At 72.5% G+C, this 26691-nt stretch carries 23 protein-coding genes; 14 read left to right on the top strand and 9 right to left on the bottom strand.

The window, feature by feature from the left end; genetic code table 11:
• Positions 1-70 precede the first annotated feature (70 nt).
• Positions 71-1051, top strand: coding sequence for a hypothetical protein (locus G011_RS0116390; protein ID WP_026338364.1), 981 nt, complete (start codon positions 71-73; stop codon positions 1049-1051).
• 353 nt (positions 1052-1404) lie between these two features.
• Complete coding sequence (locus G011_RS0116385; RefSeq protein WP_019609433.1) at positions 1405-2754, top strand: hypothetical protein; 1350 nt, start codon at positions 1405-1407, stop codon at positions 2752-2754.
• A gap of 353 nt (positions 2755-3107) precedes the next feature.
• Here the strand turns inward: G011_RS0116385 and G011_RS0116380 are convergent, their stop codons facing one another.
• The 3 genes from G011_RS0116380 to G011_RS0116370 form a co-directional block, all read right to left on the bottom strand.
• The gene (locus G011_RS0116380) at positions 3108-4820 is read right to left on the bottom strand and encodes an LCP family protein (protein ID WP_026338363.1); all 1713 of its coding nucleotides are present in this window, start codon (positions 4818-4820) and stop codon (positions 3108-3110) included.
• A 458-nt stretch (positions 4821-5278) separates the two neighbouring features.
• Positions 5279-5947: a hypothetical protein gene (locus G011_RS0116375; protein ID WP_019609431.1), complete on the bottom strand. Its 669-nt coding sequence runs from the start codon at positions 5945-5947 to the stop codon at positions 5279-5281.
• Positions 5948-6413: 466 nt separating this feature from the next.
• On the bottom strand, positions 6414-7601 hold the full coding sequence (locus G011_RS0116370) for an ROK family protein (RefSeq protein WP_019609430.1): 1188 nt from the start codon (positions 7599-7601) through the stop codon (positions 6414-6416).
• Positions 7602-7811: 210 nt separating this feature from the next.
• Between G011_RS0116370 and zwf the strand changes: the two genes are divergently transcribed.
• The 3 genes from zwf to eda all read left to right on the top strand — a co-directional run bounded on the left by zwf (position 7812) and on the right by eda (position 12244).
• Positions 7812-9290: a glucose-6-phosphate dehydrogenase gene (gene zwf, locus G011_RS0116365; protein ID WP_019609429.1), complete on the top strand. Its 1479-nt coding sequence runs from the start codon at positions 7812-7814 to the stop codon at positions 9288-9290.
• A complete protein-coding gene (gene edd, locus G011_RS0116360) occupies positions 9287-11137 on the top strand; it encodes a phosphogluconate dehydratase (RefSeq protein WP_019609428.1) in 1851 nt (616 codons plus the stop codon). The genes zwf and edd overlap by 4 nt, the downstream gene beginning before the upstream one ends.
• A gap of 474 nt (positions 11138-11611) precedes the next feature.
• Positions 11612-12244, top strand: coding sequence for a bifunctional 4-hydroxy-2-oxoglutarate aldolase/2-dehydro-3-deoxy-phosphogluconate aldolase (eda, locus tag G011_RS0116355; RefSeq protein ID WP_019609427.1), 633 nt, complete (start codon positions 11612-11614; stop codon positions 12242-12244).
• Positions 12245-12284: 40 nt separating this feature from the next.
• Here the strand turns inward: eda and G011_RS0116350 are convergent, their stop codons facing one another.
• Positions 12285-13142: an ABC transporter permease gene (locus G011_RS0116350; protein ID WP_013155732.1), complete on the bottom strand. Its 858-nt coding sequence runs from the start codon at positions 13140-13142 to the stop codon at positions 12285-12287.
• A 49-nt stretch (positions 13143-13191) separates the two neighbouring features.
• Entirely contained in the window at positions 13192-13794 is a 603-nt protein-coding gene (locus tag G011_RS0116345; RefSeq protein ID WP_013155731.1) for a GNAT family N-acetyltransferase, read from the bottom strand.
• A gap of 317 nt (positions 13795-14111) precedes the next feature.
• On the opposite strand from G011_RS0116345, the gene G011_RS31805 reads away from it, so the two are divergent.
• The 5 genes from G011_RS31805 to G011_RS0116320 all read left to right on the top strand — a co-directional run bounded on the left by G011_RS31805 (position 14112) and on the right by G011_RS0116320 (position 17039).
• Positions 14112-14234: a hypothetical protein gene (locus tag G011_RS31805; RefSeq protein ID WP_013155730.1), complete on the top strand. Its 123-nt coding sequence runs from the start codon at positions 14112-14114 to the stop codon at positions 14232-14234.
• A 160-nt stretch (positions 14235-14394) separates the two neighbouring features.
• The gene (locus G011_RS31800; RefSeq protein WP_013155729.1) at positions 14395-14517 is read left to right on the top strand and encodes a hypothetical protein; all 123 of its coding nucleotides are present in this window, start codon (positions 14395-14397) and stop codon (positions 14515-14517) included.
• Positions 14518-14617: 100 nt separating this feature from the next.
• Positions 14618-15175 carry a GNAT family protein gene (locus tag G011_RS0116330; RefSeq protein WP_019609426.1) on the top strand — a complete coding sequence of 186 codons (558 nt, stop codon included), beginning with the start codon at positions 14618-14620 and terminating at the stop codon, positions 15173-15175.
• A gap of 73 nt (positions 15176-15248) precedes the next feature.
• The gene (locus G011_RS0116325; RefSeq protein ID WP_019609425.1) at positions 15249-16253 is read left to right on the top strand and encodes a daunorubicin resistance protein DrrA family ABC transporter ATP-binding protein; all 1005 of its coding nucleotides are present in this window, start codon (positions 15249-15251) and stop codon (positions 16251-16253) included.
• A 21-nt stretch (positions 16254-16274) separates the two neighbouring features.
• The gene (locus G011_RS0116320) at positions 16275-17039 is read left to right on the top strand and encodes a DUF4429 domain-containing protein (protein ID WP_019609424.1); all 765 of its coding nucleotides are present in this window, start codon (positions 16275-16277) and stop codon (positions 17037-17039) included.
• Positions 17040-17045: 6 nt separating this feature from the next.
• Here G011_RS0116320 and G011_RS0116315 read toward each other — a convergent pair whose 3' ends face one another.
• The 3 genes from G011_RS0116315 to G011_RS0116305 all read right to left on the bottom strand — a co-directional run bounded on the left by G011_RS0116315 (position 17046) and on the right by G011_RS0116305 (position 21017).
• Entirely contained in the window at positions 17046-17771 is a 726-nt protein-coding gene (locus G011_RS0116315) for a class I SAM-dependent methyltransferase (protein WP_013155725.1), read from the bottom strand.
• An 82-nt stretch (positions 17772-17853) separates the two neighbouring features.
• Positions 17854-20373, bottom strand: a complete 2520-nt coding sequence (lanKC, locus tag G011_RS0116310) for a class III lanthionine synthetase LanKC (protein ID WP_019609423.1) — start codon at positions 20371-20373, stop codon at positions 17854-17856.
• A gap of 62 nt (positions 20374-20435) precedes the next feature.
• On the bottom strand, positions 20436-21017 hold the full coding sequence (locus G011_RS0116305) for a GNAT family N-acetyltransferase (RefSeq protein WP_019609422.1): 582 nt from the start codon (positions 21015-21017) through the stop codon (positions 20436-20438).
• A gap of 382 nt (positions 21018-21399) precedes the next feature.
• Here G011_RS0116305 and G011_RS0116295 point away from each other — a divergent pair, with 382 nt between their 5' ends.
• Entirely contained in the window at positions 21400-21936 is a 537-nt protein-coding gene (locus tag G011_RS0116295) for an N-acetyltransferase (RefSeq protein ID WP_231391508.1), read from the top strand.
• 43 nt (positions 21937-21979) lie between these two features.
• The gene (locus G011_RS0116290; protein ID WP_019609420.1) at positions 21980-23230 is read left to right on the top strand and encodes an activator-dependent family glycosyltransferase; all 1251 of its coding nucleotides are present in this window, start codon (positions 21980-21982) and stop codon (positions 23228-23230) included.
• A gap of 27 nt (positions 23231-23257) precedes the next feature.
• Here the strand turns inward: G011_RS0116290 and G011_RS0116285 are convergent, their stop codons facing one another.
• Positions 23258-24466: a nucleotide disphospho-sugar-binding domain-containing protein gene (locus tag G011_RS0116285; protein ID WP_019609419.1), complete on the bottom strand. Its 1209-nt coding sequence runs from the start codon at positions 24464-24466 to the stop codon at positions 23258-23260.
• 334 nt (positions 24467-24800) lie between these two features.
• On the opposite strand from G011_RS0116285, the gene rfbA reads away from it, so the two are divergent.
• Positions 24801-25697 (top strand): glucose-1-phosphate thymidylyltransferase RfbA, encoded by an 897-nt coding sequence (gene rfbA, locus G011_RS0116280; RefSeq protein ID WP_026338361.1) that lies wholly within the window; start codon positions 24801-24803, stop codon positions 25695-25697.
• On the top strand, positions 25694-26686 hold the full coding sequence (gene rfbB, locus G011_RS0116275) for a dTDP-glucose 4,6-dehydratase (protein WP_019609417.1): 993 nt from the start codon (positions 25694-25696) through the stop codon (positions 26684-26686). Before rfbA ends, rfbB begins: the two co-directional genes overlap by 4 nt.
• Positions 26687-26691: the final 5 nt, after the last annotated feature.

Below are 26691 nucleotides of genomic sequence, written 5' to 3'. Positions count from 1 at the left end.
CGGTGCGGCGCGACCGGCCCCGACCGCCCCCGCGTGTCGGTTCTCGCCCCACGGTGGAGAGGAACCCCCGGTGTCTGGAGTCCACGGTCTCACGAGCGCCGCCGGCGCCCGTTCCGCCGTGCTCCCCGCGCCGGTGCGGCGGGCGCTGCTGCTCGCCGCCCTGGTCTGCGGCCTCGTGGTCACCGCGTGGCTGACGGCCTCCGACCCCGTGCGGGCGCAGGAGGAGGGGGCGACCGGCACCCTCGTGCACCAGGCCGCCTCCGTCGCCGCGAGCGTGCGGGCACCCGCCGCCCAGGCGGTCGCGGAGCGGCCGGAGGCGGAGCGGGCCGCTCACGGTCACGAAGGCTCGGGCCGGAACGGCTCCGGGCAGGCCGACGCCGCGCGGACGGACGCGGGCGGCCCCGACTCCGGGAACCGCCCGGACGCCGGGACCTCCGTCCCGATGACCGCCAGGATCAACGACCCGCTGGTCGGCGCCGTGTCCGCGGTCGGGGAGAACACCACGCGGATGGTCCTCGACGGGTCCGCCGGGGTCTCCCGCGGCGACGTGCCCGAGACCTCCGAGGTGGCCCGGCAGATCCGCGACACCGTGCACGGGGTGACCGAGCCCGTCGAGGAGTACCTCGACGAGGACGACGCCTCCGGCACCGAGCCGCGGACGCAGGACCCGTCCGCGACCCCGGCCGACACGGACGAGCGGACCGGAACCGAGAGCGGGGCCGCGGTACCGCCCGCACCCGCCGAGGTCGTCACGCACTTCGTCCCGGCCGTCACCGGAGCCACCGCGGGCGCCGTCCGGGCGCACGCCGACCCGGCCGCGGAGAACGCTCCCGCGCGCCTGGTCTCCGACCCGGTCGCCACGCCCTCCGGGCTGAACGGCTCCGCCTCGGGCTCCGCCCAGGGCGCTCCCATCGGTGTCCCCGCCGTCGCGGGCTACCTGACCACCACCGGTGCCCCGGCACCGGCGCCCGGCCAGCTCCAGGCCGCCCGGCACGTCCTGCTCGCGGTCCCCGCCGAGTCCGCGGACGAGCCGACCTTCTCGCCCGACTAGCGGCCCCCTCCCAGCCGGTCGCCCAGCGACCCCTCCTGGCACGCCCCTTCCCAGAGCCGCAACGCCTCCGACCGATCACGGTGGGTGAGGAACCGGACTCCTCTGGGGGTTGACGTGAGCCGCGCACCTCGACGGCGAGGTTCACGTCAGTCAGTGGCCAGCCAGATCCACGACTGATGACCGGTAGAGCCGCACCGCTCCCTCCAGGCGCGGCGGGCTCTCCCACCGGAAAGCCCGGACCAGAGCGGAACCCCTCCCCCCGGCCAGGGGAGCGGAACCGCCGGACGGCGGGAAGCGCACACGAACGCCGTCCACGCGAGAGCCACAGACCACATTCCGGAAGGACACACGACATGTTCAACACCGCTCGCACCTCTGCCAGGACCCTGCTGGTGGCCGCCAGCACCGCGGGTTTCGTCGCCCTCGGCGCCGGGATCGCCGGGGCCGACGTCCTCGGCGGCGCCACGGACGGGCTCGCGCTGAACGACCTGGGCAGCCAGGTTCCGGCGCCGCTGACGGAGGGCGTCTCCACGCCCCTGGGCGAGCTGGTCAAGGTCGAGCCCGGTCAGATCTCCGCCCAGCCCGACGTGCGGCGCCAGTCCGCCCCGGATCAGCCCCTCGGCCCGGTCGCCGGGAACGCCGTCTCCACCGACGCCCCGATCCGGGCGGGGGAGGAGAACGCCACCAACGTCGGTCCGCTGGAGCTGGACACCGTCAGCGAGACGCTGCCCCTGTCGGGCACCGCGAGCCCGGTGTCGGGTGACGCGCTGTCCGGTCTGCTGGGCGGTGGTTCCACGGGGTTGGGCGGTACGGACCTCGTGGGCGGACTGCTCGGCGGTGTCGGCGGCGGGGCGGGCGGCGGCACCCTGCCGCTGTCGCACGCCTCCACGGAGCAGCTGGCCTCGGGTCCGGTGTCGGGCGACCCGCTGTCCACCCTGCTGGGCGGAACCGACCTGCTCGAAGGCGTGGGCCTGGACACCGGCGGCAGTACGCTGCCGCTGAGCCACGGCTCCACGGAGCGGCTGGCCTCGGGTCCGGTGTCGGGTGACGCGCTGTCCGGTCTGCTGGGCGGTGGTTCCACGGGGTTGGGCGGTACGGACCTCGTGGGCGGGCTGCTCGGCGGTGTCGGCGGCGGGGCGGGCGGCGGCACCCTGCCGCTGTCGCACCCGGAGTCCTCCCTGTCCCTCCAGGACACCAGGGAGACGGTCGGCACCGGCCTCAACCAGCTGGGCTCGTCGGTCGAGCGGGGCACGCACGAGGTCGGCACCGACCTGAGCAGCCTGGACGCGACCCTGCCCGCGTCCGGGGACACCCTTCCCCTGGCCGCCGCGGACACCCCCACCGGCCCCATCAACGGCCAGAACACCGACCTGACCGGCGGCGCCGCCGACCTGGTCTCCGACCTGGTGCTGTCCGACGACGTGAAGCTGCCCATGTCCGCGGGCACCTCCTCACTGCCCGAGACCGTCGCCGACGCCTCGGCCGACCTGCTGCCCCTGCCCGAGGGCACCCTGCCCATGGCCGCCGCTCCCGAGGTCTCGGACGTGGCCGACCTCGCCGTCGACGCGGTCCGCACGACGCAGCTCGACCCCTCCGGTGACTTCGTGGGCAACGACCTGGTGGGCGTGGACGGCATGCCCGACCTGGGTCGGCCCCAGGTGGACACCAGCCAGCTGAACCTGCTGCCCGACAGCATCGCCTGACCTCCCTGGAACGTGCGCCCGCCGGTCGTGGCGGGCGCACGAGCCTCGGGCGGTGAGCGGGACCACCTCCGCTGAGGGGCGCCGAACGGAACTGTGGGGGTTCCAGGCGCGTACCGGCGGAGGGCGGAGTCTCCGCCGCCCGAGGCCCGACCGCGGTTCCGGACCGGGGGGACCGGAACCGCGGTCCTTCGTGCCCGGAGTCCCCGGGAACACGGAAGGGGCCCCGGGGCCGGTACGGAGAGTCGTACCGGCCCCGGGGCCCCTCGGCGTTCCGGAGGGCACGGAAAGAGCGGCGGAGGGGCCTCTGCGATCCCGGAAAGCTCCAGGAGTCTCAGAGGCCCCTCCAGGGCGCCTTATTCCATCTCGTCCCCGGTGCCGTAGCCCAGGCCGTCGGAGCACGGGTTGGAGGTGGCGTCGCGTCCCACGCCCGGACGGGCGGGCTCGTCATCCGGGGAGGCCTCCGCGACCTCCTCGTCCGCCGGGGAGGGCGAGGCCCCGGGCGGGTCCTGGGGAGCGGGTGCCTCGTCGGCCATCGTGAGGGGCAGGGGCCGGTCCTCGCGCACGGCGGTGAACAGCTCCTCGGCCTGGTCCTCGTACCACAGGACCCGGTTGGGGTTGGAGGGCGCCTGGTACCAGGGCACGGTGTGGAACTCGATGTCGGTCAGTTCCACGTCCGCCAGGGTCACGGCGATCGACAGCATCCGGTCGAACGTGAGGGCGCTGTCGGTGGCGCTGTGCTCGGCCACCGCGCGCAGGACGGCGTTGAGCCTGCCCGGGTCGGTGATCACGTCGTTGCTGGTCACCTGGTCGGCCAGGGCCGCGAGGAACATCTGCTGGCGGTCGATGCGGCCGATGTCGCCGCCGTCGCCGATCTCGTAGCGGGCCCGGACGAACGACAGAGCCTCGTCGCCGTCGAGCGTCTGCCGGCCCGCGTCGAGGTCGAGCTTGGACCGGCTGTCCTCCATCGGCTCGGGGATGCACATGTCCACGCCGCCGATGGCGTCCACCACGTCCCGGAAGCTCATGAAGCTGAGGTGCACGAAGTGGTCGATGCGGACGTCGCTCAGCGACTCGATGGTGCTGACCACGCAGGGCGGTCCGCCGTGGTACATCGCGGCGTTGATCATGCCGAAGTAGCCGGGCGTGCCCTCGGTTTCTCCGTAAGGGTCGCAGTCGGGCAGGGCCACCAGCGAGTCGCGGGGGAAGCTGATCACCGACACCCGGCTCTCGGGAGAGATGTGCGCCAGCATGATCGAGTCCGAACGCTCGCCCTCGAACTCCGTCGAGTAGGCGGTGCTGCCCTCCTCGTAGCCGTCGGTGCCCATGAAGAGGATGTTGACGGAGTCGTTGATCCTCTCGGGCCGGTCCTCCTCCTTGAGCAGCCCGTCGATGTCGTACTGGACCATGTCCGAGCGCAGCGAGCGGTAGTAGCCGTAGGCGGTGCCGACCCCGGCGGCCAGGACGAGGACCAGGCTCGCGGCGACCCACACCAGGATCCTGCCGGTCCGGCGGCGCTCCGTGCGGACGGGAGCGGCGGCGGTCGGGGCAGCCCCAGCGGTCCCCGCGGTCTCTCCGGACTCCGTGGTTCCGGTGGCTCCGGTTGAGGCACCAGTCCCAGCGGCCTCTGAGGGCGCCTTGGCCCCGGCGGCGGATCCAGCCACTGGTTCCGCGGTGGCCTCCCCGGCCTCAACGGCCTTCTCGTCCCCGGTGGCCTCCTCGGTCTCGGAGGCCCCTTCGGTACCGGTGGACTTTCGGGTGTCGCCAGCCTCCCCGGTACCGGCAGGCTCGTCAGCCTCCGGGGTCTCCTGGGCGCCTCCGGTGTCTGATGTCACACCGGTATTGGGGGTCTCCTCGGCCTTTCCGGCCTCCTCCGCCCCCTCGGTCTCGTCCGACTCGTGGGCCCGGCCGGTTCCGTCAGCCCCGGTTTCGGGCGCGGTGGTGTTGTCCCCACCCGCCGCGTCGTCACCGGTGTTCTCGGTCCCTGATCGGGGTGTGGAGCCGTCCTCGGGCCTGTCGTCTGGTGTGTGGTCCCTGCCGGAGGCAGAGGGCTTCTCATCAGCGGGCATCGTGCAATCTCGGTGAGTTCGGACGGCGGGACGTGCCAACGGTCGGACGCCGGGCCGGAGGGACACGCGTCCGAGTTCGGGGGAGGGCGGGGAACGCGCGGAACGTCAGCGGCGGGCGGTCGCCGGATCCGGGGCCTCCTGGGGATTCGGGGGCGGCCCACGGGGCACCGGCAGCACCGGGAAGCGGGTGCGGCCGAGGGCACGGAAAACGCGTGCGTGGCAGAGATCCTAGGTCAAGTTCTTCCCGTCCGCGCGCGCGGGTTGTCCCTGGGCGGGGGGCCTGACCGCAATTGCGCCGCACAATTCCTCAGCCCCCGTGGTCGTCTCCTGGAGTCTGTCCGCCTGACTTTCCCTGGCTTGTCCGCTTGAAACGCCTATGTCCGGTCTCTGCCGGGACAGAAGTGGACCGCCCGCGCCCCCGAGCGGGGACGGCGGGCGGTCAGCGGAGCGGGGCCGGGTCAGTCATCCCAGAAGGCGCTCTCCTTGGCGGGCTCCTCCGCGGTCGCGGAGGAGGATCGCCCGCCCTTCGCCGCGGGCTTGGCGGGGGTCTTGGCCGTGCTCTTGGCGGGCTTGCGGGCCGGGGCCGCGGGCTTGGCGCCGGTGTGCCGGGGGCGCGGGGTGACCGCGCTCTTGGTGATGGGCTCGGCGGGACGCGGCGTCTCGCCGGAGTGGATGCTCAGCGCCTCCTCCTCCACGGACAGCATCTTGCGGACCGCAGCGGGCACCTCGGGCAGCTTCTCGGAACGCAGGTGCGCGCCGAGCACCTCCAGGGCGTGGTCGCACAGCAGCTGGCGGGAGCGCTCGGACCTGACCCCGCTGAGCTCCTCGATCTCCGGCAGGGCCCGCTCGCGCAGCAGGCGGATGACGTCGCGCAGCCGGTCCCGCGTCTTGCGGTCGGTCATGGACATGACGGTCAGCTCCGCCTCGGCGAGGAAGCTGTCGCCGCCGTCGACGGAGTCGCGTTCGGCGATGAAGGCGCTGGTGAGGGTGCGCGCGGAGGCGCGGGAGGAGGTGCGGATGGCGTCGCGCCTGACCAGGCGGGCCTGGACGGCGGTGACGACGACGCTGGTGACCAGGCTGATTCCGGCACCCAACAGGATCAGTACGAGGGGGTTCTCTGGGAACACGGCGGGGACCTTTCCGGGCGGGGGTCCGCACGGGCGCGGCCACAGGGGTGACAGAGGTGTGCGGGGCGGGGGTGATGCTCGGTGACTATTCGTCACGTCGAGGGCGGTTGTCAAGTGCGGGTGCGGGGTGAGTGCGCGCCGACGAACGCGTCGTCGCAGGTCGGCGGGGTGAGCGCGGGGGCACGGCTCGGTCGCGGGTCGCGGCGGTCGCCGGAGGGGGCCGGAGCCCCTCCCGTGCGAGGATTCCCGGTCGGGCGCGGAGGTAACTTCCCCGTCCACGGCCTGTGGACGAAGGAGGGGCCCGGACACGCGCCGGGGTCGGCCCCACCCCCGGGAACGGTCCGCCACGGGGCGCACGGCCCCGCCGGGTCCTACGCCTCCTCAGGCTCCCCAGCGGCCGCTCGGCGCCTCCGCCGCCGCGGCTGCCAGGGGCCGGCGCCGCCCCTCAGGACCCGCGGCGTCGCCCTCAGCCCGCCAGGAGCTTGTTCACCGCCTCCGGCGACAGGATCTCCTCGGTCACCATGGCCGCGCAGCCGCGCACGCCCGCCTCGTCCCACAGGGAGCTGGCCACGACGCGCAGCTGACGGGTGGCCAGGGCGGTGCACTGCTGGAACACCACCTCGCGCACGCCCGCCACCAGGTGGTCGTAGGCCTCGGCCAGGTCGCCGCCCAGCACGATCACCTCGGGGTTGAGCAGGTTCACCGCCCCCGCGAGCGCCTCGCCCAGTCTGCGCCCCGCCTCCCGGACCAGGGTGACGGCCACCGGGTCGCCCCCCGAGGCCAGCGCCACCAGGTCCTTGAGCGTCCGCGCCCGGCACCCCTGCTCGGCGGCGCTCTCCAGCAGCCGCCGCCCGCCCGCGACCGCCTCCAAGCAGTCGGTGTTGCCGCAGCGGCACGGGAGCCCGCCCGCGCCGCGCACCGGGATGTGCCCGATCTCCCCGGCGGCGCCCAGCGAACCGCGCAGCAACCGCCCGCCGGACAGCAGACCCGCGCCGATCCCCGTGGAGACCTTCACGAACACCATGTCGTCGGGGTGCCCGTGCCCGCCCGCGATGTGCTCGCCGAGCGCCATCACGTTCACGTCGTTGTCCACCATCACCGGTACCGGGAAGCGCTCGGCGACCAGCGGGGCCAGCGCCACGCCCGCCCACTTGCCGAGGAAGGGGCGGTCGTCGGCGCGGCCCGCGTGGAACTCGACGGTGCCGGGCAGGCCGATGCCCACGCCGCGCACGTCACCGGGGTCGCGGCCGAGCGAGGCGATCTGCTCCGACCAGGTGTCCAGCAGCCAGGGGAGGGTGGCGTCGGGACCCTGTTCCATCGCGGGCGAACCCGGAGTGCGCACGAGGACCTCGCCGTCGAGGTCGCACACGGCGGCCTGGCTGCGGACCATGCCCAGGGCGCTGGTGAGGATGAGGCCGCTGGCGGCGTTGAACTCCAGCAGGGTGGGCGGCCGTCCGCCGCTGGAGACCGCGCCGGTGCCCTCGGTGACGAGCCCGCCGCCGATCAGCTCGGTGACCCGCAGGGCGACGGAGGGACGGGACAGGCCCGTGACCCGGCCGATCTCGGAGCGGCTGGTCGCGGTTCCGGAGCGGATGAGCTCCAGGATGTGGCCGCTGGTGGCAGCAGAGGACAGGCGTCCGGGGGTTCTGGCCATAGCTCATTCAACCATGAGGTTACGACGGGAAGACTGGGAGGTTATGTAAATAATTGTTCTCAAGTGTGCTTGGTTTTTTACCATAGTCGGGTTTAGGCTCAAAGGGCCGGACGTCCCGCGCGTCCGCACCGCCTCCCCGCGCCCCCCGCCTGCGTCACACTCCGCCCCCCGCTCCCCATCCCCTTCCCTCCCCGCTGGAGCAGACCGAAGATGCCGCAGCAGTCCGCGTCCCGTGCCACCGACCTGGTGGTCTTCGGGGGTACCGGCGACCTGTCCATGCGCAAACTCCTCCCCTCCCTGTACCTGCTGGACCGCGACGGCCACCTGGACGGGGGGACCCGCGTCGTCGCCGTCTCGCGCGACGGCCTCACCGACGCCGACCTCAGGGACAAGGCCGCCTCGGCGGTCCGCGGCCACCACGCCGTCCAGGTCGCCGAACCCGACGTGCTCCACCGGTTCCTGGAGCGCCTCTCCCACGTCACCGTGGACGTCGGCGGCGACCCCTCGGGCTGGGACGCCCTCACCGCCGCCCTCGCCCCCGGCCGCGACCGCGTCTTCTACCTCGCCGTCCCGCCGATGATCTCCGGCGCGATCTGCCGCGGCCTGGACGACGCCGGGCTCGTCACCCCCGACTCCCGCGTGGTCATGGAGAAGCCCCTGGGCCGCGACCTGGCCTCCTCCCGCGCCGTCAACGACGCGGTGGGGGCGGTCTTCGACGAGTCGCGCATCTACCGCATCGACCACTACCTGGGCAAGGAGACGGTGCAGAACCTGCTGGTGCTGCGCTTCGCCAACGTCTTCCTCGAACCCCTGTGGAACTCCCGCTGGATCGACCACGTCCAGATCACCGCCGCCGAGACCGTCGGCGTCGGCGGGCGCCGGGGCTACTACGACACCTCCGGCGCCATGCGCGACATGGTCCAGAACCACCTGCTCCAGCTGCTGTGCCTGACCGCCATGGAACCCCCGGCCAGCTACGACCGCGACTCCGTCCGCGACGAGAAGCTCAAGGTCCTCCAGTCGCTGCGCCCCCTCACCGGGGACCGCGTCGCCGAGGACACCGTGCGCGGCCAGTACGGACGCGGCTCCGTCCACGGCTCGGAGGTGCTCGGCTACCTCGACGAGCCCGGCGGACCCGCCCTCAGCGACACCGAGACCTTCGTGGCCCTGCGCGCCGAGGTGGCCAACTGGCGCTGGGCGGGAGTGCCCTTCTACCTGCGCACCGGCAAGCGCATGTCGCACGCCCGCTCGGAGATCGTCATCCGCTTCCGCGAGGTGCCGCACACGATCTTCCCCGGCACCAACCTGCCCGGCGCGGGCAGCCTCGTGATCCGGCTCCAGCCGGACGAGGGCATACACCTGACCATGCTGGCCAAGACGCCCGGCGCCGGAGCGCTGCGGCTGCGGCCCGCCCCGCTGGAGCTCAGCTTCGCCGACACCTTCGCCACCCGCTCGCCCGAGGCCTACGAGCGGCTGCTGACGGACGTCCTGGCCGGTGACTCCACCCTCTTCATGCGCCGCGACGAGGTCGAGGCCGCCTGGCGCTGGGTGGACCCCGTCATCGAGGCGTGGAACGGCCTGAGCACCACCCCCGAGACCTATCCAGCCGGAAGCGCCGGCCCCGCGGGCGCGCACCGGCTCATCGGCCGAACAGGCCGTACGTGGTACGAAGAGGAGCGACCCCGATGACCGCGCACATCCCCGACGACGCCGACAACGCAGGGTACGGACCCGCCGTCCACCCCGTCGTCGCAGACGTCACCCGGCGCCTCGCCGAGCGCAGCGCCGACACCCGGTCCGCCTACCTGGCGCGGATCGACGCGGCGGCGGCCGAGGGCCCCGCCCGCTCCGCCCTGGGCTGCGCCAACCTCGCCCACGGGTTCGCGGCCTGCGGCGTCTCGGACAAGCTCAAGCTGTCCGGCGACGTCACGCCCAACCTGGCGATCGTCTCCGCCTACAACGACATGCTCTCCGCGCACCAGCCGCTGGAGTCCTACCCGGCCGTGATCAAGGCCGCCGTGGCCGAGGCGGGCGGCGTCGCCCAGTTCGCCGGGGGCGTGCCCGCCATGTGCGACGGCATCACCCAGGGCCGCGCGGGCATGGAGCTGTCCCTGTTCAGCAGGGACGTCATCGCGATGGCCACCGCCGTGGCCCTGTCCCACGACATGTTCGACGGCGCGCTGATGCTCGGCGTGTGCGACAAGATCGTGCCGGGCCTGCTGATCGGCGCCCTGTCCTTCGGCCACCTGCCGGTGGCGTTCGTGCCCGCCGGACCCATGCCCTCGGGCCTGCCCAACAAGGACAAGGCCCGCGTGCGCCAGCGCTTCGCCGAGGGCCAGGTGGGCCGCCGCGAGCTGCTCCAGGCCGAGTCCGCCGCCTACCACTCGCCCGGCACCTGCACCTTCTACGGCACCGCCAACTCCAACCAGATGCTCATGGAGGTCATGGGCCTGCACCTGGCCGGGGCCAGCTTCGAGCAGCCGGGCACCCCGCTGCGCGAGGCCCTGACCGCCGAGGCCGGGCGCAGCGTGCTCGCCCGCACCGCCCTGGGCGACTCCTACAACCCCGTCGGCCGCCAGGTCGACGAGCGGGCCGTCGTCAACGCCGTGGTCGCCCTGCTGGCCACCGGCGGCTCCAGCAACCACACCCTGCACCTGGTCGCCATCGCCCGCGCCGCCGGTATCGAGCTGACCTGGGACGACTTCGCCGACCTGTCCGAGGTGGTGCCGCTGCTCACCCGCATGTACCCCAACGGCGCCGCCGACGTGAACCAGTTCCACGAGGCGGGCGGTATGGCCCACCTGATCGGCTCCCTGCTGGACGCCGGACTGCTGCACGAGGACGTGCGCACCCTGATGGGCGAGGGCCTGGGCCGCTACCGCCAGGTCCCGAGCCTGGACGGGGGCGAGCTGACCTGGGTCGACGGTCCCAAGGAGAGCGGCGACACCTCCGTCCTGCGCGGCACGGACGACCCCTTCGCCCCCGACGGCGGCCTTCGCATGCTGTCGGGCAACCTGGGCCGCGCCGTCATCAAGGTCTCCGCGGTCGCGCCGGAGCGGCACGTGGTGGAGGCGCCGGCCCGCGTCTTCGGCGACCAGGCCGAACTCCAGGAGGCGTTCTCCGCCGGGGAGCTGACCGGCGACTTCGTCGCGGTGGTCCGCTTCCAGGGGCCGCGCGCCAACGGCATGCCCGAGCTGCACAAGCTCACGCCGCCGCTGGCCGTGCTCCAGGACCGGGGCCAGAAGGTGGCGCTGGTGACCGACGGCCGCATGTCGGGCGCCTCGGGCAAGGTGCCCGCCGCCATCCACGTGTCCCCCGAGGCCGAGGCGGGCGGCGCGCTGGCCTACGTCCGCGACGGCGACCCCATCCGCCTGGACGCCACCACGGGCACACTGGAGGTGCTGGCCGACCTGACCGGCCGCGAGCCCGCCCGTCCCACCGTGGACTCCGCCACCGGTACCGGCCGGGAGCTCTTCGCGGCCCTGCGCGGCGCGGTCGGCCCCGCGGAGAAGGGCGCAGGGGTCTTCGGATCCTGACCCGCCGACCCGGGCGCGCCGGGGGACCGGCCCGGGGGCGTGCGGCGGACATCCGCCCCGCACGCCCCCGCGGCCGCGGCGCGCCCGCCCCAGACCTTCGACCGATCCTGGAGAGAACACGACTTGACTTCTCTCCCAGCTGAAGCGGGGAGATTCTTCCCTCGCGGGTTGAGCTTTCTGCTTCGTAGCCGGTTGCCGACCCGAACTAACGGCGGGGGACGGGGTGCCGCCCATCGGTCTTACATCAGCTCCACAGACCTGACTTTCTGCCAGCCCGGCAGTAGGAGGCCCGGATGTGGTTCTCGTCTGAGCCGACGCGAAGCAAGCTATCACCGGTTCGAGTGGTGGTTGGCGGGTTCGGTGATTTTGGTGGATGGTGATTCGCCCGGGGGCGCACGACCGTTGACCGTCCCGCTCCGCAGGAGCCCGATTCCTCTCTGGCCTGAAGGCCAGAGTTTTCTCGAAAGGATTCAGATGACGACGAACCCCCGTTCGGGCGCCGACATCCTCGACCTGGCCCCGGTGATGCCGGTGGTGGTCGTCTCGGAGGCCGAGTCCGCCGTGCCGCTGGCCCGCGCGCTGGTGGCGGGCGGCCTGCCGGGCATCGAGGTGACCCTGCGGACCCCGGCCGCGTTGGAGGCCATCGAGCGGATCGCCGCCGAGGTGCCCGAGGCCGTGGTCGGCGCGGGCACCGTGGCCACCCCCGACCAGGCGGCCGCGGCCGCCAGGGCGGGCGCGCGCTTCCTGGTCAGCCCCGGGTGCACCGACGGGCTGGCGTCGGCCATGTCCGACACGGGCCTGCCCTTCCTGCCCGGCGTGGGCACCGTGTCCGAGGCCCTGGCGCTCCTGGAGCGCGGGGTGACGGAGATGAAGTTCTTCCCGGCCGAGGCCTCGGGCGGCGCGGCGTTCCTGAAGTCGCTGGCGGGCCCCCTGCCCCAGGTGCGGTTCTGCCCCACCGGCGGCATCACCGTCGCGTCGGCTCCCACCTACCTGGCCCTGCCCAACGTGGGCTGCGTGGGCGGCAGCTGGCTGACCCCGGCCGACCTGGTGGCGGCGGGGGAGTGGGAGCGGATCACCGGTCTGGCCAGGGAGGCCGCCGCCCTGTAGCGCCGCCCGCGCCCCGGTCCCCGCGGGACCGGGGCGCCTCCTACTCGGAGTCGCCGAACCTGACCACCGTCAGCCAGACCAGCAGGACGCCCACGCCCGCAACGAGGGCGACCTCGGCCGCCCAGGGGATCTGCCAGCCGAACCAGGAGATGCCGGGGTTGAACAGCGCCTCGGTCTCCGGTGAGGTGTCCAGGTGGGCGAAGACCGCCTGGCGCATGGGGTCGACGACGTAGGTGACGGGATTGACCAGTGTGATCGCGGTGAGCCAGGAGGGAAGGTTCCCGATGGGGAACATGGCGCCCGACAGCAGGACCAGCGGGGAGATGACCAGCTGGGCCATCCCCATGAACGCCTCGCTGCCCCGGACCGAGATCGCGATGAGGACGCCCACCGCCGACGCCGTCAGCGCCACCAGGAAGGTGAGCCCGAACAGGGTCAGCATCAGCCCCGGCGCGTAGGGCACCCCCGCCAGGCCGGCCACCGCCAGGATGATGCTGGCCTGGAGGGTGGCCAGGACCGCGCCCGAGAGGATCTTGCCCAGGATCAGCGCGGAGCGCTTGGCCGGGGCGACGAGCATTCCGCGCAGGAAGCCGACCTCGCGGTCGGTGACGATGGTCGCCGCGGCGGACACCGCCGTCCCCATGACGGTCATGACGACCACGCCCGGGAACATCACGGCGGTCAGCGGGAGGTCGTCCTCGCCCCTCGGGATGAGGGAGCCGAAGCCCACCCCGATGACGAACAGCCACATCACCGACTGGAGCAGCATCGCCACGCCCCGGCTGACGTCGTGGACGAAGCGGAAGAGGTCGCGCTTGAGCACGACCCGGACCGTGCGCAGGTCGTGGCCGAGCCCGAAGGGCGAGGTGGGGAGCGGGCGCCGTCGCGTGGCCGTCATCTGGTCCTTGTCCTTGCTCGTGGTGGTGGGGGATCGGTCCGGGGGCCCGTCACTCGGTCCAGACCGGCGCGGAGCCGATTCCCACCGGGCCGCCCTCCCGTCGCGACCGGCCCCCGGTGATGCGCGCGAGGAGCCGGGCCCCCGTCTGGAGCCAGTGGTCCCGGGAGACCGAGTAGTAGTGCAGGTCCCACAGCCGTCCCCGAAAGTAGACGTGGCCGGGGAGCGTCGCCTCCCTGGGCGTGGCGAACAGCGCCGAACCGAAGTGCATGAGGCTCGCGTCCGTGGTCAGCGCGTACACCTTCCTGATGTCGTCCCAGCGCGCGAACGCGTAGTTGACGAGGAGCATCATGGATTCGGCGCCGACCCCCACGGCGAGTCCGTCCGGGTCCATGAAGATGCCGATCTTCACGTGTCCGGCCGGGCTGCGCTCGCGGACCGAGGCGAACCCCAGGACCTCGCCGCTCCCGGCGGCCTCGATCTGGAGCACGGTGACGTCCGAACCGTCCAGCGCCCTGAAGGACGACTCGAAGCTGTCCCGGGCCGGGAGCGTCTCGATCCCGAGCCTCAGCAGCAGTTGGTACAGCCCGAGGACGTTGTCCTCCCCGATGGGGCGGAACCGGACACGGGGGGTTTCGAGGTGGAGGGGGATCATCGCCGACTGCCCTGGCCTTTCCGTGGGACCGTCGGGCGTGGCAGCCCGGGGGAGAGGCCATCCTTGCACGCGCCCCCGGTTATGGGAGCGCTCCCATGGCGTGACCGGCGCGGAAGGGCGGGAGAAAGCCCCCTGAACGTCCTCGCGTGAAAGACCGAGAAAGGGCGTCGCGCGTCCGAGAAGGATCCGCGGGCCTCGCGCGCGTAAACGTCCCGTCGGCGGGACGTGCGGTTCCATGCCTTTCCCTTGCGCCCGCGGAAGCCCTTGCCTAGGTTCTGGCGCGTCCTGTCGGAAAAGCATTCGAGAAAGGCCGAACCATGATCATTTCCGATGTCCTCTCCCTCCAGTCCCTGGGCGTGCGGTTGGAGGCGGAGGCCCTCCTCAACAGCGGTCTGAGCTATGTCGGCTGCAGCGGCGACGTCATCGTCAGGCCCGCCTGAGACCTGGCGCGCCATGCGGAAGGGGTTCTGCCGATGATCCCACCAAAGGAGGACGGGAGCTGTTCGGGCGAGCGCGGGAACCTCTCTTGTGGGCGGTCCCGAGTTCTTCTATGTTCCTTTCGTGCCGGCACCCCCGTCCATTCTCTTCCGAGGAGGGAACATGCCCCTTTCCGACGTTCTCGATTTGCAGGGTTTCGAGATCGCTGTCGACGAGAGCACCATGCTGAACAGCGGACTCAGCCTCGTCGGATGCAGCGGTGACGTGATCGTCCGCCCCGCCTAACAGCCCCCCGACGGGAGCGCCGCGGAGGCGTCCTGCTCCGCGGCGCTCCCCCCGACGTCCGGCCGGGCGCGACGGCCCGGCCCGCGAGAGGTCGTGTCCGATGATCTTCCCCCACACCGGCTCCGCCGACGCGGTGCTCGACCCCACCGACACCAGGAGGGGTGGCAGGGTGTACGACGAACTCGTCGGGCACGGCGTGGCCGGAGTGCCCGGACGCGAGGTGTTCGAGGCCCTGTGGCCGGGCGTGTACGACCAGGTCGGCGCGCAGTTCCTCGTGCGCGTCCCGGGCTCCGGGCGCGTCGCGGGCTACGCCTCCCTGCACGGGTTCAACTTCCAGGCGCGTCACGGCTGCTGCTCCCTGGCGGCGGACGAGGCGGTCCTGGGGCCGCGGGGCGCCACCGACGCCCACGCGCTCACCGTCAACTACGCGTTCTCCATGTGGAACCTTAGGAAGCTCTACCTGTGGACCCTGGAGGAGGACCCCTCCGCGTTGCGCCGCACCGGGGTCGAGGTCCGGCTGGAGGGCTCCCTGCCCGAGTACGTGCTCGTCGGGGGCACACTGCGCACGGCCCGCGTCTTCGCGGTCTACCGGGACGCGTGGGAGCGGACCGGGACCGGTTTCGTCGACGGGCGCGTCGGCCAGGCGGACCCCGCGTGAGGGTCCCGGCCCGCGGGGCCGGGGCGTCCGCGTCCGCGCGCCCGACACGGGGCGCCCTACGTACGGAGGACTGTTGGAGAACACGTCGGTGAACGGCTCCGGCCCGCGGGCCATGGTCCGCGCGCGCGGACTGACCAAGCGCTTCGGTGAGGTCGAGGCCGTCAGGGGGGTGGACCTGGACGTGGCCCCCGGCGAGCTGTTCGGCCTCCTCGGGCCCAACGGAGCGGGCAAGTCCACGCTGATCGGCATGCTCTCGACCCTGGTCACACCGACCTCCGGGACGGGATCGATCGCGGGTTTCGACATCGTCCGGGAGCGGCCCGACGTGCGCCGCAGCATCGGCCTGGTGTTCCAGGAGCAGACCCTCGACCGCTACCTGACGGGTTGGTACAACCTCAGGTTCCACGCGGAGATCTACGGGGTGCCCCCGGGGGAGGTCGACGAGAGGGTCTCCCGGGCCCTGCGGGACGTGGGCCTGTGGGAGGACCGGGAGAGGCTCGCGGGAACCTACTCCGGCGGTATGCGGCGACGGTTGGAGATCGCCAGGGGGCTGCTGCACGGTCCGCGCCTGCTGTTCCTGGACGAGCCGACCGCCGGGCTCGACCCCCGCTCCAGGGAGGCCATCTGGGACCGGGTCAGGGAGCTCAACGAGCGCGAGGGCGTCACCGTGCTCATGACCACGCACTACCTGGAGGAGGCGGAGAACTGCGGCCGCATCGCCATCATCGACGGCGGTGGGATCGTCACGGTCGGCAGCCCCGCCGAACTCAAGGCGGGGATCGGGCGGGACCGCGTGGAGATCGTCGCGCGCGACCCCGGGGCGCTCTGCGAGCGGCTCCGGTCGATCCTGGACACGGCCCCGGTGGTCGAGGGCGACACCGTCTGGTTCACGGTGGCCGACGGGCGCCGGTTCGTCCCCCGTCTGTTCGCCGAGGCGGACACCGAGATCACGTCGGTTCAGGTCAGGTCGCCCTCGTTGGACGACGTCTTCCTCGCCCACACCGGCCGGGGCATCAACACCCCCGCGGAGGAGCGCGGCCAGGGGGCCGAGCCCTCCGTCGAAGGGGCCGGGCGGTGACCTCTCCCCTACGATGACGGCATGGCTGAGGTAAGCGCGCGCGACGGCTCGTGGTCCTTCGACGGCGCGGCCGTGTGGATCACCCCGGGCCGCAGGTCCCACCAGCTGCGCCGTGCCCTGGGCGTGGTCTCGCTGCCGCTGCCCGCGCTGGCGGGCGTCGTCCTCGAACCCCGGCGCGGAGGCGGGACCCTGCGGGTGCACCTCCGCCCGGGCGCCGACCCCTTCACCGAGGTCACCCGGGGCCTGTTGGCCCGCAGGGGCGACCCGTACCAGCTCAGGGTCGGCCGCTCCCGCGTCCTGGTGGCCGAGTACTTCGCCGAGACCGTCACCGAGGAGCTCGCCGCCCTGCCCCCCGAGGGCGCCCCGGACCGGTACCTGGTCGGGGCCCCCGGGGCTCCGGTGCGTTCCGAGGCCGGTGACGCGTCCGTCGTCTTCGACGGGACCCACGTCTACATCAGGCCCAACTGGAAGGCGGAGGCGGCCAAACGCGCGGCGGGCCCCCAGCAGCTCGCGTTGGAGGACATCGCCGAGGTGCGGTGGACCTCCGTGGCGGGCGGCCACGACGGCAGCCTGAGGTTCGTGACGGCGGACGGCCGCGGCGACCGCACCGAGCCCCGGTACGACCCCTTCTCCGTCCACTGGAGCCAGTGGGGCCGCGACTACGAGGGCGGGACCACGGCCGCGGTGGCCACGGCCGTGGCCGCGCGGCTCCCCCACCCGTCGGCGCGGCGGGGGGAACTCGGGGGCTCCGCCCGCCGCGCGCTGCCGGAGGGGGAGGAGCGCTGAGCCGGATCAGCCGTCGCGGCGCCGGGCCACCCACAGCCCGTGCGCGAACGGTTCGGTCCTCAGGTGCTCGGCCTCGCACCCGGCCCCCTCGAAGGCCGCCGCGTACTGCTCCGGGGTGAACAGGGACATCTCCGTCGACTCGGTGGCGTGGCGCAGCCCCTCCGCGGGGTCGGCCACGGCGTAGTGCACGACGATCGACATCCGGTCGCGCCGCCCGGGCACGGAGGCGGAGTGGGACAGGCGCATGATCGTGCGGTCGCCGTCCTCCACCACGTCCCGTGAGACGTACCCGGGCGTGAAACCGTCCGGGCCGATCCAGGGTTCCAGGAGGAGGAGCCCTCCCGGGTTCAGGTGGTCCGCGAGGGACCGGACCACGGCGGCCAGTTCCGCCTCCGACTCCAGGTGCGGGACGGCGAACAGGTAGGTGATGGCGTCGAAACGCGCCTCCAGCGCCGTCTCCCGCAGGTCCGAGCACCAGGTCCGCAGGCCCGGGACGCGCGCCCGGGCCAGCGCCAGCATCTCCCGCGACCCGTCCAGGCCCGCCACCTCGTCGAAGCGCTCCGCGAACGCGCGCAGGTGCAGGCCCGTCCCGCACGCCACGTCCAGCAGCGAGGCGGAGCCGGGCCGCCGCTCCCGGACGATCTCGCCGATCCGGTCGGCCTCGGCGGCGTAGTCCTTGCCCCGGTGGATCATCACCGCGTCGTAGACGGCGGCGTAGTAGGTGTCGTACATCCGATCGGTCCTTCGTCCATGGTCGGCGGACCCGGGGCGCCTGTCGCCCCGGCCGCGGGCCGTCCGGTCCGGTTCCGCGGCCCTAGGGGGCCTCGGAGAAGAAGGGGAGGAAGGGCCGGCCGCCCCCCTCTGCGGCGGCCAGGGCGAGGAGTACGCCCGCTCCGCCCGTGGCCAGGTCCATCGACAGCCGCGGCACCCGGCCGCCGTGGAAGGCGGTCTGCCCCCGGAAGGGCAGGGCGTACCACTCCAGTTCGGCGACCCGGGAGCGCAGAGCCTCGGGTGCTCCGCCCAGCCGGGCCAGCGCCGCCACCTGGCCCGCCTTGCCGTGGAACAGGTCCGCCTGGGCGTACAGCAGGGTGTGGCACGAACGGGTCAGCGCGGGGAGGCTCTCGGCGCAGCGCCCGTCCTCGCGGTGCTCCAGCAGCTCCTTGACGACCAGGGCGACGCCCAGCCCCCCGGCGTCGATGTTGGGCAGGGCCCGCGCCCCGCGGTCGCGTACCAGCAGGGTGCCGTCCGGGGCCGAGACGCACTGGTCCAGGTCCAGGTGCAGGGCCCGCGCCGCGGTGTCGAGCCAGAGGCCGTCCCCCGTCGCCCGGTACAGGTTCAGCAGGGCCAGGGCCACGCCGCTCCATCCCCGCATGAGCCCCGCGCGTCCGGGCCTCGGGGGCTCCGTGGCCGCCTCCGCCTCCGCGACCGCCTCCGAGAGCCGCCCGCCCAGGGCGAGGGCGCGGGTCATGCGCGCGTCGCCCGCGCCGCCCCGGGAGAGGTGGACCAGCGCGGCGCACACGCCCGCCATGCCGGAGAAGAGGGAGATCCCGCCGCACTCGTCCCCGGCGTGGCGCTCCAGCAGGTCGTCGGCCTCGTCGCGGTGGCCGAGGTGGTCCAGGACGTAGGCCAGGCCGCTGACGCCGTCGTAGAAGCCCTGGCCGGGGGAGCGCAGCCGCCGCGCGGCGGAGACCAGCCACTCCTCGTGCTCCGGGAAGCGGTCCCCGCCCGCGCGCTCCAGCGCCCACAGGACTCCGGCCGCGCCGTGGGCCACGCCGTAGCCGCCGGAGAGGAACTGCTGGAGGTCCCCGGGGAACAGCCGGTCGGTCCGCTCCGGGGTCGCGGAGGCGGCGATGCCCGCCGCGACGGAGCCGAGGGACACGGGCGGGCGCCCGGGGGCCTCCTCCGGGCGCTCCGGGACCAGTTCGCGCTCGATCTCGTCGGCCCACTCGCGGGGGACGGGGTAGAGCTCGCGGAGCAGGTCCACCAGCTCCGCGGCCTTGTGCGGCGACAGGGCGGTGATCCGGGAGAAGGGCAGGAAGACCGACAGGCGGGTCGCGGCCAGGGCGTACCGGTCGACCGCGGTGCCGACCCGGTCGGCGCTGGCGAACCCGGGGGCTCCGAGCGGTGCCCGGTGCCCCTCCCTCTTCGCGTCGAAGGCCAGTTCGTAGTCGATCAGGCAGACCTCGTCGTCCTCGTCCACCAGCACGTTGTTGGCGTGCAGGTCCGCGAAGACCAGGTCGCGGTCGTGGACGGCGTCGAGGACGGCCTCCAACCGGCCCAGGATGCGCAGGGCGCGCCCGGTGAAGGCGGCGAGGGAGTCGGCGTCGGCGTACGCCTCGGTGACGCCGGGGTGGTGCACGGCGCACCAGGAGCCCAGGGTCCGGCCCTCCTTGTACTCCTGGACCAGGAAGCGGTGGCCGCCCAGGGTGAAGCTGTCCAGGAACCGGGGCACGCCGGGCACCCCGTCCAGACGCCGCAGGTTCTCCTCCTCCCGTGTCTGGCGGGAGACCGCGTCGCGCAGCTCGCGGTCGAGCCCGGCGTGGGGACGGGCCTCCTTGAGTACGACCCGGGTCCCGTCCTCCTCGCGGCGTCCCAGGTAGATCCCTCCGCCGTTGGAGAAGTGCAGGGCCCTGTCGATGAGGTACGGCACGCGCTCCCCGGTGGAGCGGGCGTCGAGGTGCGGCTGGAGGAAGGACGGGAGGATCACCCAGGGAGGCGGGGTGAACGAGGGCAGCCGGCGGTCCGGCACCAGCGCTCCGTCGGGGTCGCGCAGCGCCGGGACCCGGGAACCGTGCTCGTCGAGGCACCACATCTGGCGGAAGGCGCCGTATCTGACGTGCAGGGGCCCTTGGTCCCACCGCAGGTCGCTCAGGACGTAGGGGCCCGGCTGCCCTCCCACGCGCGCGGAGAGCGCGTGCAGGGTCCGTTCCAGCTCCTCCTCGTCGCGGGGGTAGACGGTGAGCAGCTTGCCGCTGGAGGCCCGGGGGGCGTACTTGGTGTTGGCCGCGACCAGGATGTTCCTGTTCAACAGGTACTTGAACACCAGGCCGTGCTCCGTGCAGTGGTCCCACACCTCGCGGCAGATCGCGTCCGCGTTGTCCACGGTCGCCGAGACGTGGATCTTCCATCCCTGCTCGGGCAGGTCCGGAGCCTCCGGGGAGACGACGTGCCACAGGCCGTCGCGCTCGCGCCGCCAACCCGGGGGCGGGTCCAGCCTCGTGACGGAGAGGTCCGCCGGGGCCACGAGGGCGTTGGGGGAGTCGTCCGTGAGCCTGCTCGGCTCCTCGAAGAACAACGGGTCCGCGAGCGTGTACATCTCGACCAGGTCGAGCATGGGGGGCTTCCCTCCGGGATGGGCGGTGTGGCGGGTGCTGCGTCCGGCTCGCGGGCGGCGGCTCAGCCGCGGTCCGGGCCCTCGGACCGTCTCGAACGCGGTCCGCGCGCGATCCGGTCGAGGATGGGCGCCCCCTTGTCGGTCCAGGCGCCGCGGGAGACCGAGTAGAAGTGCAGGTCCCACAAACGGCCCTGGAAGTAGACGTGCCGGGGGAGGGACGCCTCCCGGGGGGTGCTGGCGAGCGCCGAACCGAATTTCCCCAGACTCGCGTCCGTCGTCAGAACGTATACCTTCCGCAGGTAATCCCAGTGGGCGAAGGCGTAGTTGACGAGCATCATCATGGACTCGGCCCCCACACCCACGGGAAGACGGTCCGTGCGCATGAAGATGCCCAGTTTCACGTGCCCCGCCGGATCGTGTTCGCGAATCGACGCGAAACCGAGGACCTCGCCCGTACTGCGGAATTGGATCTCGAATACGTCGACGAAGCGCTTGGCCACCGAGTGGTAGGACTCGATGAAGGCGCCTCGTGACGGAAGGCTTTCCAGGCCCAGTTCCACGAGGAGGTCGTAGAGTTCTCCGACCTTCTCCGGGGCGATGGGACCGAACCTGATGCGCGGGGTCTCCAGGTGCAGTGTGAGCATGGCGCCACACCCTAGTGTCCGCGCCGCGGCGCGGACCCCCTCCCGCCGCGCGGCGTCCCGCCGGCGGGACAGCCGCCGGGTCCGGGGCCCCGGACCGGTCCGCCTTCTTGTCGAGCCGGAGGAATTGTCCTAGGTTCTGTCCCGCCAGTGTCGGCCCACGCGAAGGAAAGGAGGCCAGCCATGGTTCTCTCTGACGTTCTGTCCCTTCAGGAGATGGACACCGTCCTCGATGAAGCCGTTCTGCTGAACAGCGGTCTCAGCTACGTCGGTTGCAGCTGATTCCTCTGATGCGCTGTGGAGAAATCCATTCTTCACAGCGCTTTTCTCTGCCCCGTTCGGGGCGACGGGAGATGTGGTGCAGGAGATCGTGTTTCCGCATATCGTGACGCGCGCCGTCAGGTTCGCCTCCACGGCGGAGAGGTCGGGGGAGGCGGTCCACGACGAGCTCTCGCGGCACGGGCTGGGGGGCCTTCCCAGCAGGGACGTCTTCGCGTCCCTGTGGCCCAAGGAGTTCGAGGGCGTGGCCGCGCAGTTCCTCGCGGAGGAGCCGGGGTCGGGAAGGGTCGGGGGCTACGTCTCCCTCCACTCCCTCAATCCGCTGGGGCGCTATGTCAAGTGCTCCGTGGCCGCGGACCCGGAGGTACTGGGCTCCGAGGGCGTGGCCCACGCCCACGCCCTCGCCGTGAACTACGCCTTCGCGATGTGGAACATCCGGAAGGTCTACTTCTGGGTGGTCGACAGCGGGCTGCCCGCCCTGCGGGCGAGCGGCGTCGAGGTGCACCGGGAGGGGACGCTCCCCGAGTACGTGCTCGACGGCGAACGGCTGCGCTCGGCGCGGATCTTCGCCGTCTACCGGGAGGCGTGGGACGCGGACGGGGCCGGTTACGTCCGGGACGCGGCGGCCGGGAGGGCGGCGTGAGCGCGGTCCCGCGGACGGGTCCCCTCCGGAGGGGAACGCCGGGATGAGGGTGCTGTTCGCGACGCAGGCGGAGCGGACCCACTTCCTGGGGCTGGTGCCCCTGGCGTGGGCGCTGCGCGCCGCCGGGCACGAGGTCCGGGTGGCCAGCCAGCCCCATCTGGAGTCCGTCGCGGCGGGGGCGGGACTGCCCTTCACCGCCGTGGGCCGCGACCACCACTTCGCCAGGATCAGCCGGGACGGCCGGGCGGACCGGCACCTGGACTTCGACATGGCCGAGGACCGTGACGAGGCCCTGACCTGGGACCACCTCCTCCAGGGCTACCGCGGGGTGGTCACCTGGTGGTGGCGGACGGTCAACGACCCCATGTTCGACGACCTGGTCGCCCTCTGCCGCGAGTGGCGCCCCGACCTGGTCGTGTGGGAGCCGTCCACCTACGCCGCCCCCGTGGCGGCCCAGGCGTGCGGTGCCGCCCACGTGCGCCACCTGTGGAGCGTGGACCTGTTCAGCAGGGTCCGCCGGACCTTCCTGGCGCGGATGGGCGAGCAGCCCGCCTCACAGCGGGAGGACCCCCTGGCCGCGTGGCTGGGAGCCAGGGCCGCCCGGTACGGCGTGGACTTCTCCGAGACCCTGGTCCACGGCCGGGCCACCATCGAACAGGTGCCCTCCCCGCTCAGGGTGGACACGCCCGCGCACCTGGACTACCTGCCGGTGCGCTACGTGCCCTACAACGGACGCGCCGTCGTCCCCCGCTGGCTGCGCACACCCCCCACCCGCCCCCGGATCGGACTCAGCCTCGGCACGACGGCGGCGTTGCGCCTGGGCGGCTACACGGTCGACGTGGCGACCCTCCTGGAGGGTCTGGCCGAGCTGGACGTGGAGGTCGTGGCCACCCTGCCCGCCAGTGAGCAGGACAAGCTCGGCACCGTCCCCGACAACGCCCGCCTGGTCGAGTACGTGCCCCTGCACGCCCTGGCCCCCACCTGCGCCGCCATGGTCACCCACGGCGGTCCCGGCACCGTCCTGACCGGCCTCGCCCACGGAGTCCCGCAACTCATGTCACCCAACGCCCGGATGTTCGACATCCCGGTCCTCGCGGGGCTGGTGGAGGGGGCCGGGGCGGGCAGGGTCGTGGACCCCGACCGCCTGGACGCCGCCACCGTCACCGCCGGCGTACGCGACCTCCTCGAAGACCCCCGCCACACCAGCGCCGCCCACGCCCTGCGCGCACGCATGGACGCCATGCCCACCCCCGCCGACCTCGCCCACACCCTCACCGGCCTCACCCGCACCTGAAGCACGACCCACGGCCCGAGGGAACGCTCAGACACCGCCGCCACGGGCCGCCGCGATGCGCTCCAGCTCCGGCACCACCTGGTCCGGGGCGGGCACGGCCAGGGCCTCGTCGCGCACCAGCCCGGCCGCCGCGCGTACCTCCCCGCTGCCCAGGAGCTCCGCGAGGAGGTCGTCCACGCCCCGGGTGAGGACCTCCTCCACCGCCAGTACGCGCGCGGCCCCGCGCTCCCGGAGCGCCCGCGAGAGCGGAGCGGCGTCGAACTGCTCGGTGTTGAGCACGACCAGCTGCGGCAGCCCCTCGACCACGGCGTTGCAGCACACGTCGAAGCCGCCGCCGTGGACGATCAGCGAGCCGGAGCCCATGAGCATGTGGGCCGCCCCCGAGTCGGTCACCACCACGTCCTCGGGCAGCGCGGGCAGGGAGTCCCGGCGGGAGGCGGGGGAGAGGACGACGGCCTCGGCGCCGATCTCGGCACAGGCGTCGATGACGTCCACCAGGGCGGCGGCGCCCTCGGCCGTCCTGCTCCAGGACCCCCAGTCCACCAGGACGCGCCGCCGCTCGGACCCGGCCCGTGCCCAGGAGGGCAGAACGGCGCTTCCGGCGTAGGGAACCGGGCGCACGCTCAGGTGGGTGCCCGTCTTCTCCAGTTCGCGCGGCCGCAGCGCCTCCGGGATCTGGTGGACGGAGAACTGGCCGAGTACGAGGTCCTCGGAGAACGCCACCCCGTACCGGGCCGCGCTCTCCTCCAGCCAGCTCCTGAGCGGGTCGGGTCCGGGGGTGGCGTCGGCGGCCCCCAGGTACAGGCGCCGCATGCGCGCGAAGAGGTCCACGCTCCACAGGAACCGCCCGTGCGCGGCGCCGCACGCCTCCGCGGCGATCGCCGCGGAGTAGGTGTTGGGCTCCCACAGCACGAGGTCGGGGCGCCACTCGCGGCAGAAGGCGACCAGGTCCCGCTCCATCGGCTCGTTGACGAGCTTCCACCACCAGGTGACGTACTCCTCGTAGGCGTGGTGCAGTTTCTCCGGCACCAGCATCTCCGGCCGCTCCTCGGCCAGGTCGAAGATCGACTCGCCCTGCTGATCGCGGGCGTGGGCCAGCACCTCGGCCAGGGTGTGGTCGCCGCCGACCGGGACCACGGTCAGGCCCGTCTCCGCCGCGGCCTCGGTCATGGAGGGCTGGGTGACGATCCGGACCTCGTGCCCGGCGGCGCGCAGTGCCCACGCCGTCGGCACCATGCTAAAGAAATAAGCTTTGTCCGCGTAAGCCGCGACGACGATTCGCAACGTGTTCCCCACTTCCGAGATTTCGATGACCCGATGTTCCGAGGAGTGAAAGCCGACACCGATCCTTGACAAGTCCGGTCCGCGCCATGTTCATTGCGGGTGCTGCACTCCGGGCTGTTCTCCTCTCCCGAGGCAGCGTGACGGTACTGTTGTGAGGATTCCTTCGGGAGAGGTTCGGAGAGCCTAGCACCGAGTGCCGGGTCCAGGCCGCTGACCAAAGCACCACGGCGCATCCGTGGTGTGCTTGCCCAGCAATATCGATGTTCGGCCACCGTTGGGAGTCACCATGAAAGGCATTGTGCTGGCAGGCGGTACTGGGAGCCGCCTATTCCCCACCACGCGAAGCGTCTCCAAGCACCTTTTCCCGGTTTATGACAAGCCGATGTTCTACTATCCGGTTTCCGTGCTCATGATGGCCGGAATCCGGGAGATCATGGTGATATCGAACGCAGAGAGCCTCCCCCTCATCCAGCAGGCCCTGGGTGACGGCGGCCATCTGGGAATAGAGATCGAATACGCGGTCCAGAAAGAGCCCAGGGGTATAGCCGAGGCGCTCCTCATCGGGCGGGACCACATTCGCGGAACCCGTAGCGCCCTAGCCCTGGGCGACAACATATTTCACGGCGAAGGGTTCCCGGACCTCCTCGGCAGGGCCGCCGCCTCCACTTCCGGCTGCACGCTGTTCGGGTGCAAGGTGAGCGACCCCCGGCATTACGCCGTGGCGGGCTTCGGTGAAAAGGGCAGGTTCGTCTCCCTGGTGGAGAAGCCCTCCGAGCCGGAGTCGGACTACGCGGTGACCGGGCTTTATTTCTATGACCAGGACGTGGTAGACATCGCTGAGAGGATCGAGCCCTCCGGGCGCGGAGAACTCGAGATCACCGATGTCAACCGCGCCTATCTGGAAATGGGCAGAGCCGAACTCGTGACCATGGGGAACGAGATAACGTGGCTCGACCTCGGCACGGAGGAATCCCTGCTGGAGGGAGGCCGGTACGTGTCCACCATGGCCCGGGAATCCGGAGTCCGAGTCGCCTGTCTTGAGGAGATCGCATTGCGCATGGGCTTCATCGGGGCCGATGAGTGCTATCGCCTTGGGGAGGAAATGCAGAATTCGCCCTACGGCGAGTACGTCATGGAGGCCGCCCGCCGGGCGGCCGGGGTATGGCAGGGTGCGGGCGTATGAAGATCCTGGTCACCGGTGGAGCCGGATTCATCGGTTCGAACTTCGTCAGGCGCGTGCTCGCAGGCGTTTATCCGCGCTTCGCGGACGCCGAGGTCGTGGTCCTGGACAAACTGACCTACGCGGGCACCACGGAGAGCCTCGCCTCCGTCGCCGACCACCCCCGGATGACGTTCGTCCAGGGGGACGTCTGCGACGAGCAGCTCGTCCGCGGCCTCATGCGCGGGGTCTCGACCGTGGTCCACTGCGCCGCCGAGACCCACGTCGACCGCTCCATCTCCGACGCGGGGTGCTTCGTGCGCACCAACGTCGTGGGCACGTTCCACCTGCTGGACAGCGCGCTCAACGAGGGCGTGGAGAACTTCGTCCTCGTCTCCACCGACGAGGTCTACGGAACCCTCAGCACGGGGTCCTGGGTCGAGACCGACCCCCTGGAGCCGAACTCCCCCTACTCGGCCTCCAAGAGCGCCTCGGACCTGCTGGCGCGGTCCTTCCACCGGACCTACGGGATGCGCGTCTGCGTGACCCGCTGCGCCAACAACTACGGGCCCTTCCAGTTCCCCGAGAAGATGATCCCCCTCTTCGTGACGAACCTCCTGGACGGCGTCCCGGTCCCCCTCTACGGGGACGGCGGCAACGTCCGGGAGTGGGTCCACGTGGACGACCACTGCGACGCCCTCGCCCTGGCGGCCGAGCACGGCGAGCCCGGCGAGGTCTACAACATCGGCGGCTCGGTCGGGAAGCGGAACCTGGAGGTCACCGAGGCGCTCCTGGAACTGCTCGGCCACGACGACTCGATGGTCCGCTTCGTGGCCGACCGCAAGGGCCACGACCGCCGCTACTCCGTGGACGGCTCCAAGGCCGAGACCAGGCTCGGGTACCGCCCCTCCGTCTCCTTCGAGGAGGGGCTGGCCCGCACCGTCGCCTGGTACACGGAGAACCGCGCGTGGTGGGAGCCGCTGAAGAAGCGCCTCCCCCAGCAGGACGACTGACGGGC

This window comes from Nocardiopsis sp. CNS-639 (assembly GCF_000381685.1).
In the GTDB taxonomy this organism is placed as follows: Bacteria; Actinomycetota; Actinomycetes; order Streptosporangiales; family Streptosporangiaceae; genus Nocardiopsis; species Nocardiopsis dassonvillei.
Note: the sequence above shows the minus strand (reverse complement) of the source record. Positions and strands in the feature narration are given on the sequence as shown.

Coding starts and splice junctions, on each gene's coding strand:
- G011_RS0116385 (WP_019609433.1), top strand. CDS start 1,405: ATGTTCAACACCGCTCGCACCTCTGCCAGGACCCTGCTGGTGGCCGCC.
- G011_RS0116380 (WP_026338363.1), bottom strand. CDS start 4,820: ATGCCCGCTGATGAGAAGCCCTCTGCCTCCGGCAGGGACCACACACCA.
- G011_RS0116370 (WP_019609430.1), bottom strand. CDS start 7,601: ATGGCCAGAACCCCCGGACGCCTGTCCTCTGCTGCCACCAGCGGCCAC.
- zwf (WP_019609429.1), top strand. CDS start 7,812: ATGCCGCAGCAGTCCGCGTCCCGTGCCACCGACCTGGTGGTCTTCGGG.
- edd (WP_019609428.1), top strand. CDS start 9,287: ATGACCGCGCACATCCCCGACGACGCCGACAACGCAGGGTACGGACCC.
- eda (WP_019609427.1), top strand. CDS start 11,612: ATGACGACGAACCCCCGTTCGGGCGCCGACATCCTCGACCTGGCCCCG.
- G011_RS0116350 (WP_013155732.1), bottom strand. CDS start 13,142: ATGACGGCCACGCGACGGCGCCCGCTCCCCACCTCGCCCTTCGGGCTC.
- G011_RS0116345 (WP_013155731.1), bottom strand. CDS start 13,794: ATGATCCCCCTCCACCTCGAAACCCCCCGTGTCCGGTTCCGCCCCATC.
- G011_RS31805 (WP_013155730.1), top strand. CDS start 14,112: ATGATCATTTCCGATGTCCTCTCCCTCCAGTCCCTGGGCGTGCGGTTG.
- G011_RS31800 (WP_013155729.1), top strand. CDS start 14,395: ATGCCCCTTTCCGACGTTCTCGATTTGCAGGGTTTCGAGATCGCTGTC.
- G011_RS0116330 (WP_019609426.1), top strand. CDS start 14,618: ATGATCTTCCCCCACACCGGCTCCGCCGACGCGGTGCTCGACCCCACC.
- G011_RS0116320 (WP_019609424.1), top strand. CDS start 16,275: ATGGCTGAGGTAAGCGCGCGCGACGGCTCGTGGTCCTTCGACGGCGCG.
- G011_RS0116315 (WP_013155725.1), bottom strand. CDS start 17,771: ATGTACGACACCTACTACGCCGCCGTCTACGACGCGGTGATGATCCAC.
- lanKC (WP_019609423.1), bottom strand. CDS start 20,373: ATGCTCGACCTGGTCGAGATGTACACGCTCGCGGACCCGTTGTTCTTC.
- G011_RS0116305 (WP_019609422.1), bottom strand. CDS start 21,017: ATGCTCACACTGCACCTGGAGACCCCGCGCATCAGGTTCGGTCCCATC.
- G011_RS0116290 (WP_019609420.1), top strand. CDS start 21,980: ATGAGGGTGCTGTTCGCGACGCAGGCGGAGCGGACCCACTTCCTGGGG.
- G011_RS0116285 (WP_019609419.1), bottom strand. CDS start 24,466: ATGGTGCCGACGGCGTGGGCACTGCGCGCCGCCGGGCACGAGGTCCGG.
- rfbA (WP_026338361.1), top strand. CDS start 24,801: ATGAAAGGCATTGTGCTGGCAGGCGGTACTGGGAGCCGCCTATTCCCC.
- rfbB (WP_019609417.1), top strand. CDS start 25,694: ATGAAGATCCTGGTCACCGGTGGAGCCGGATTCATCGGTTCGAACTTC.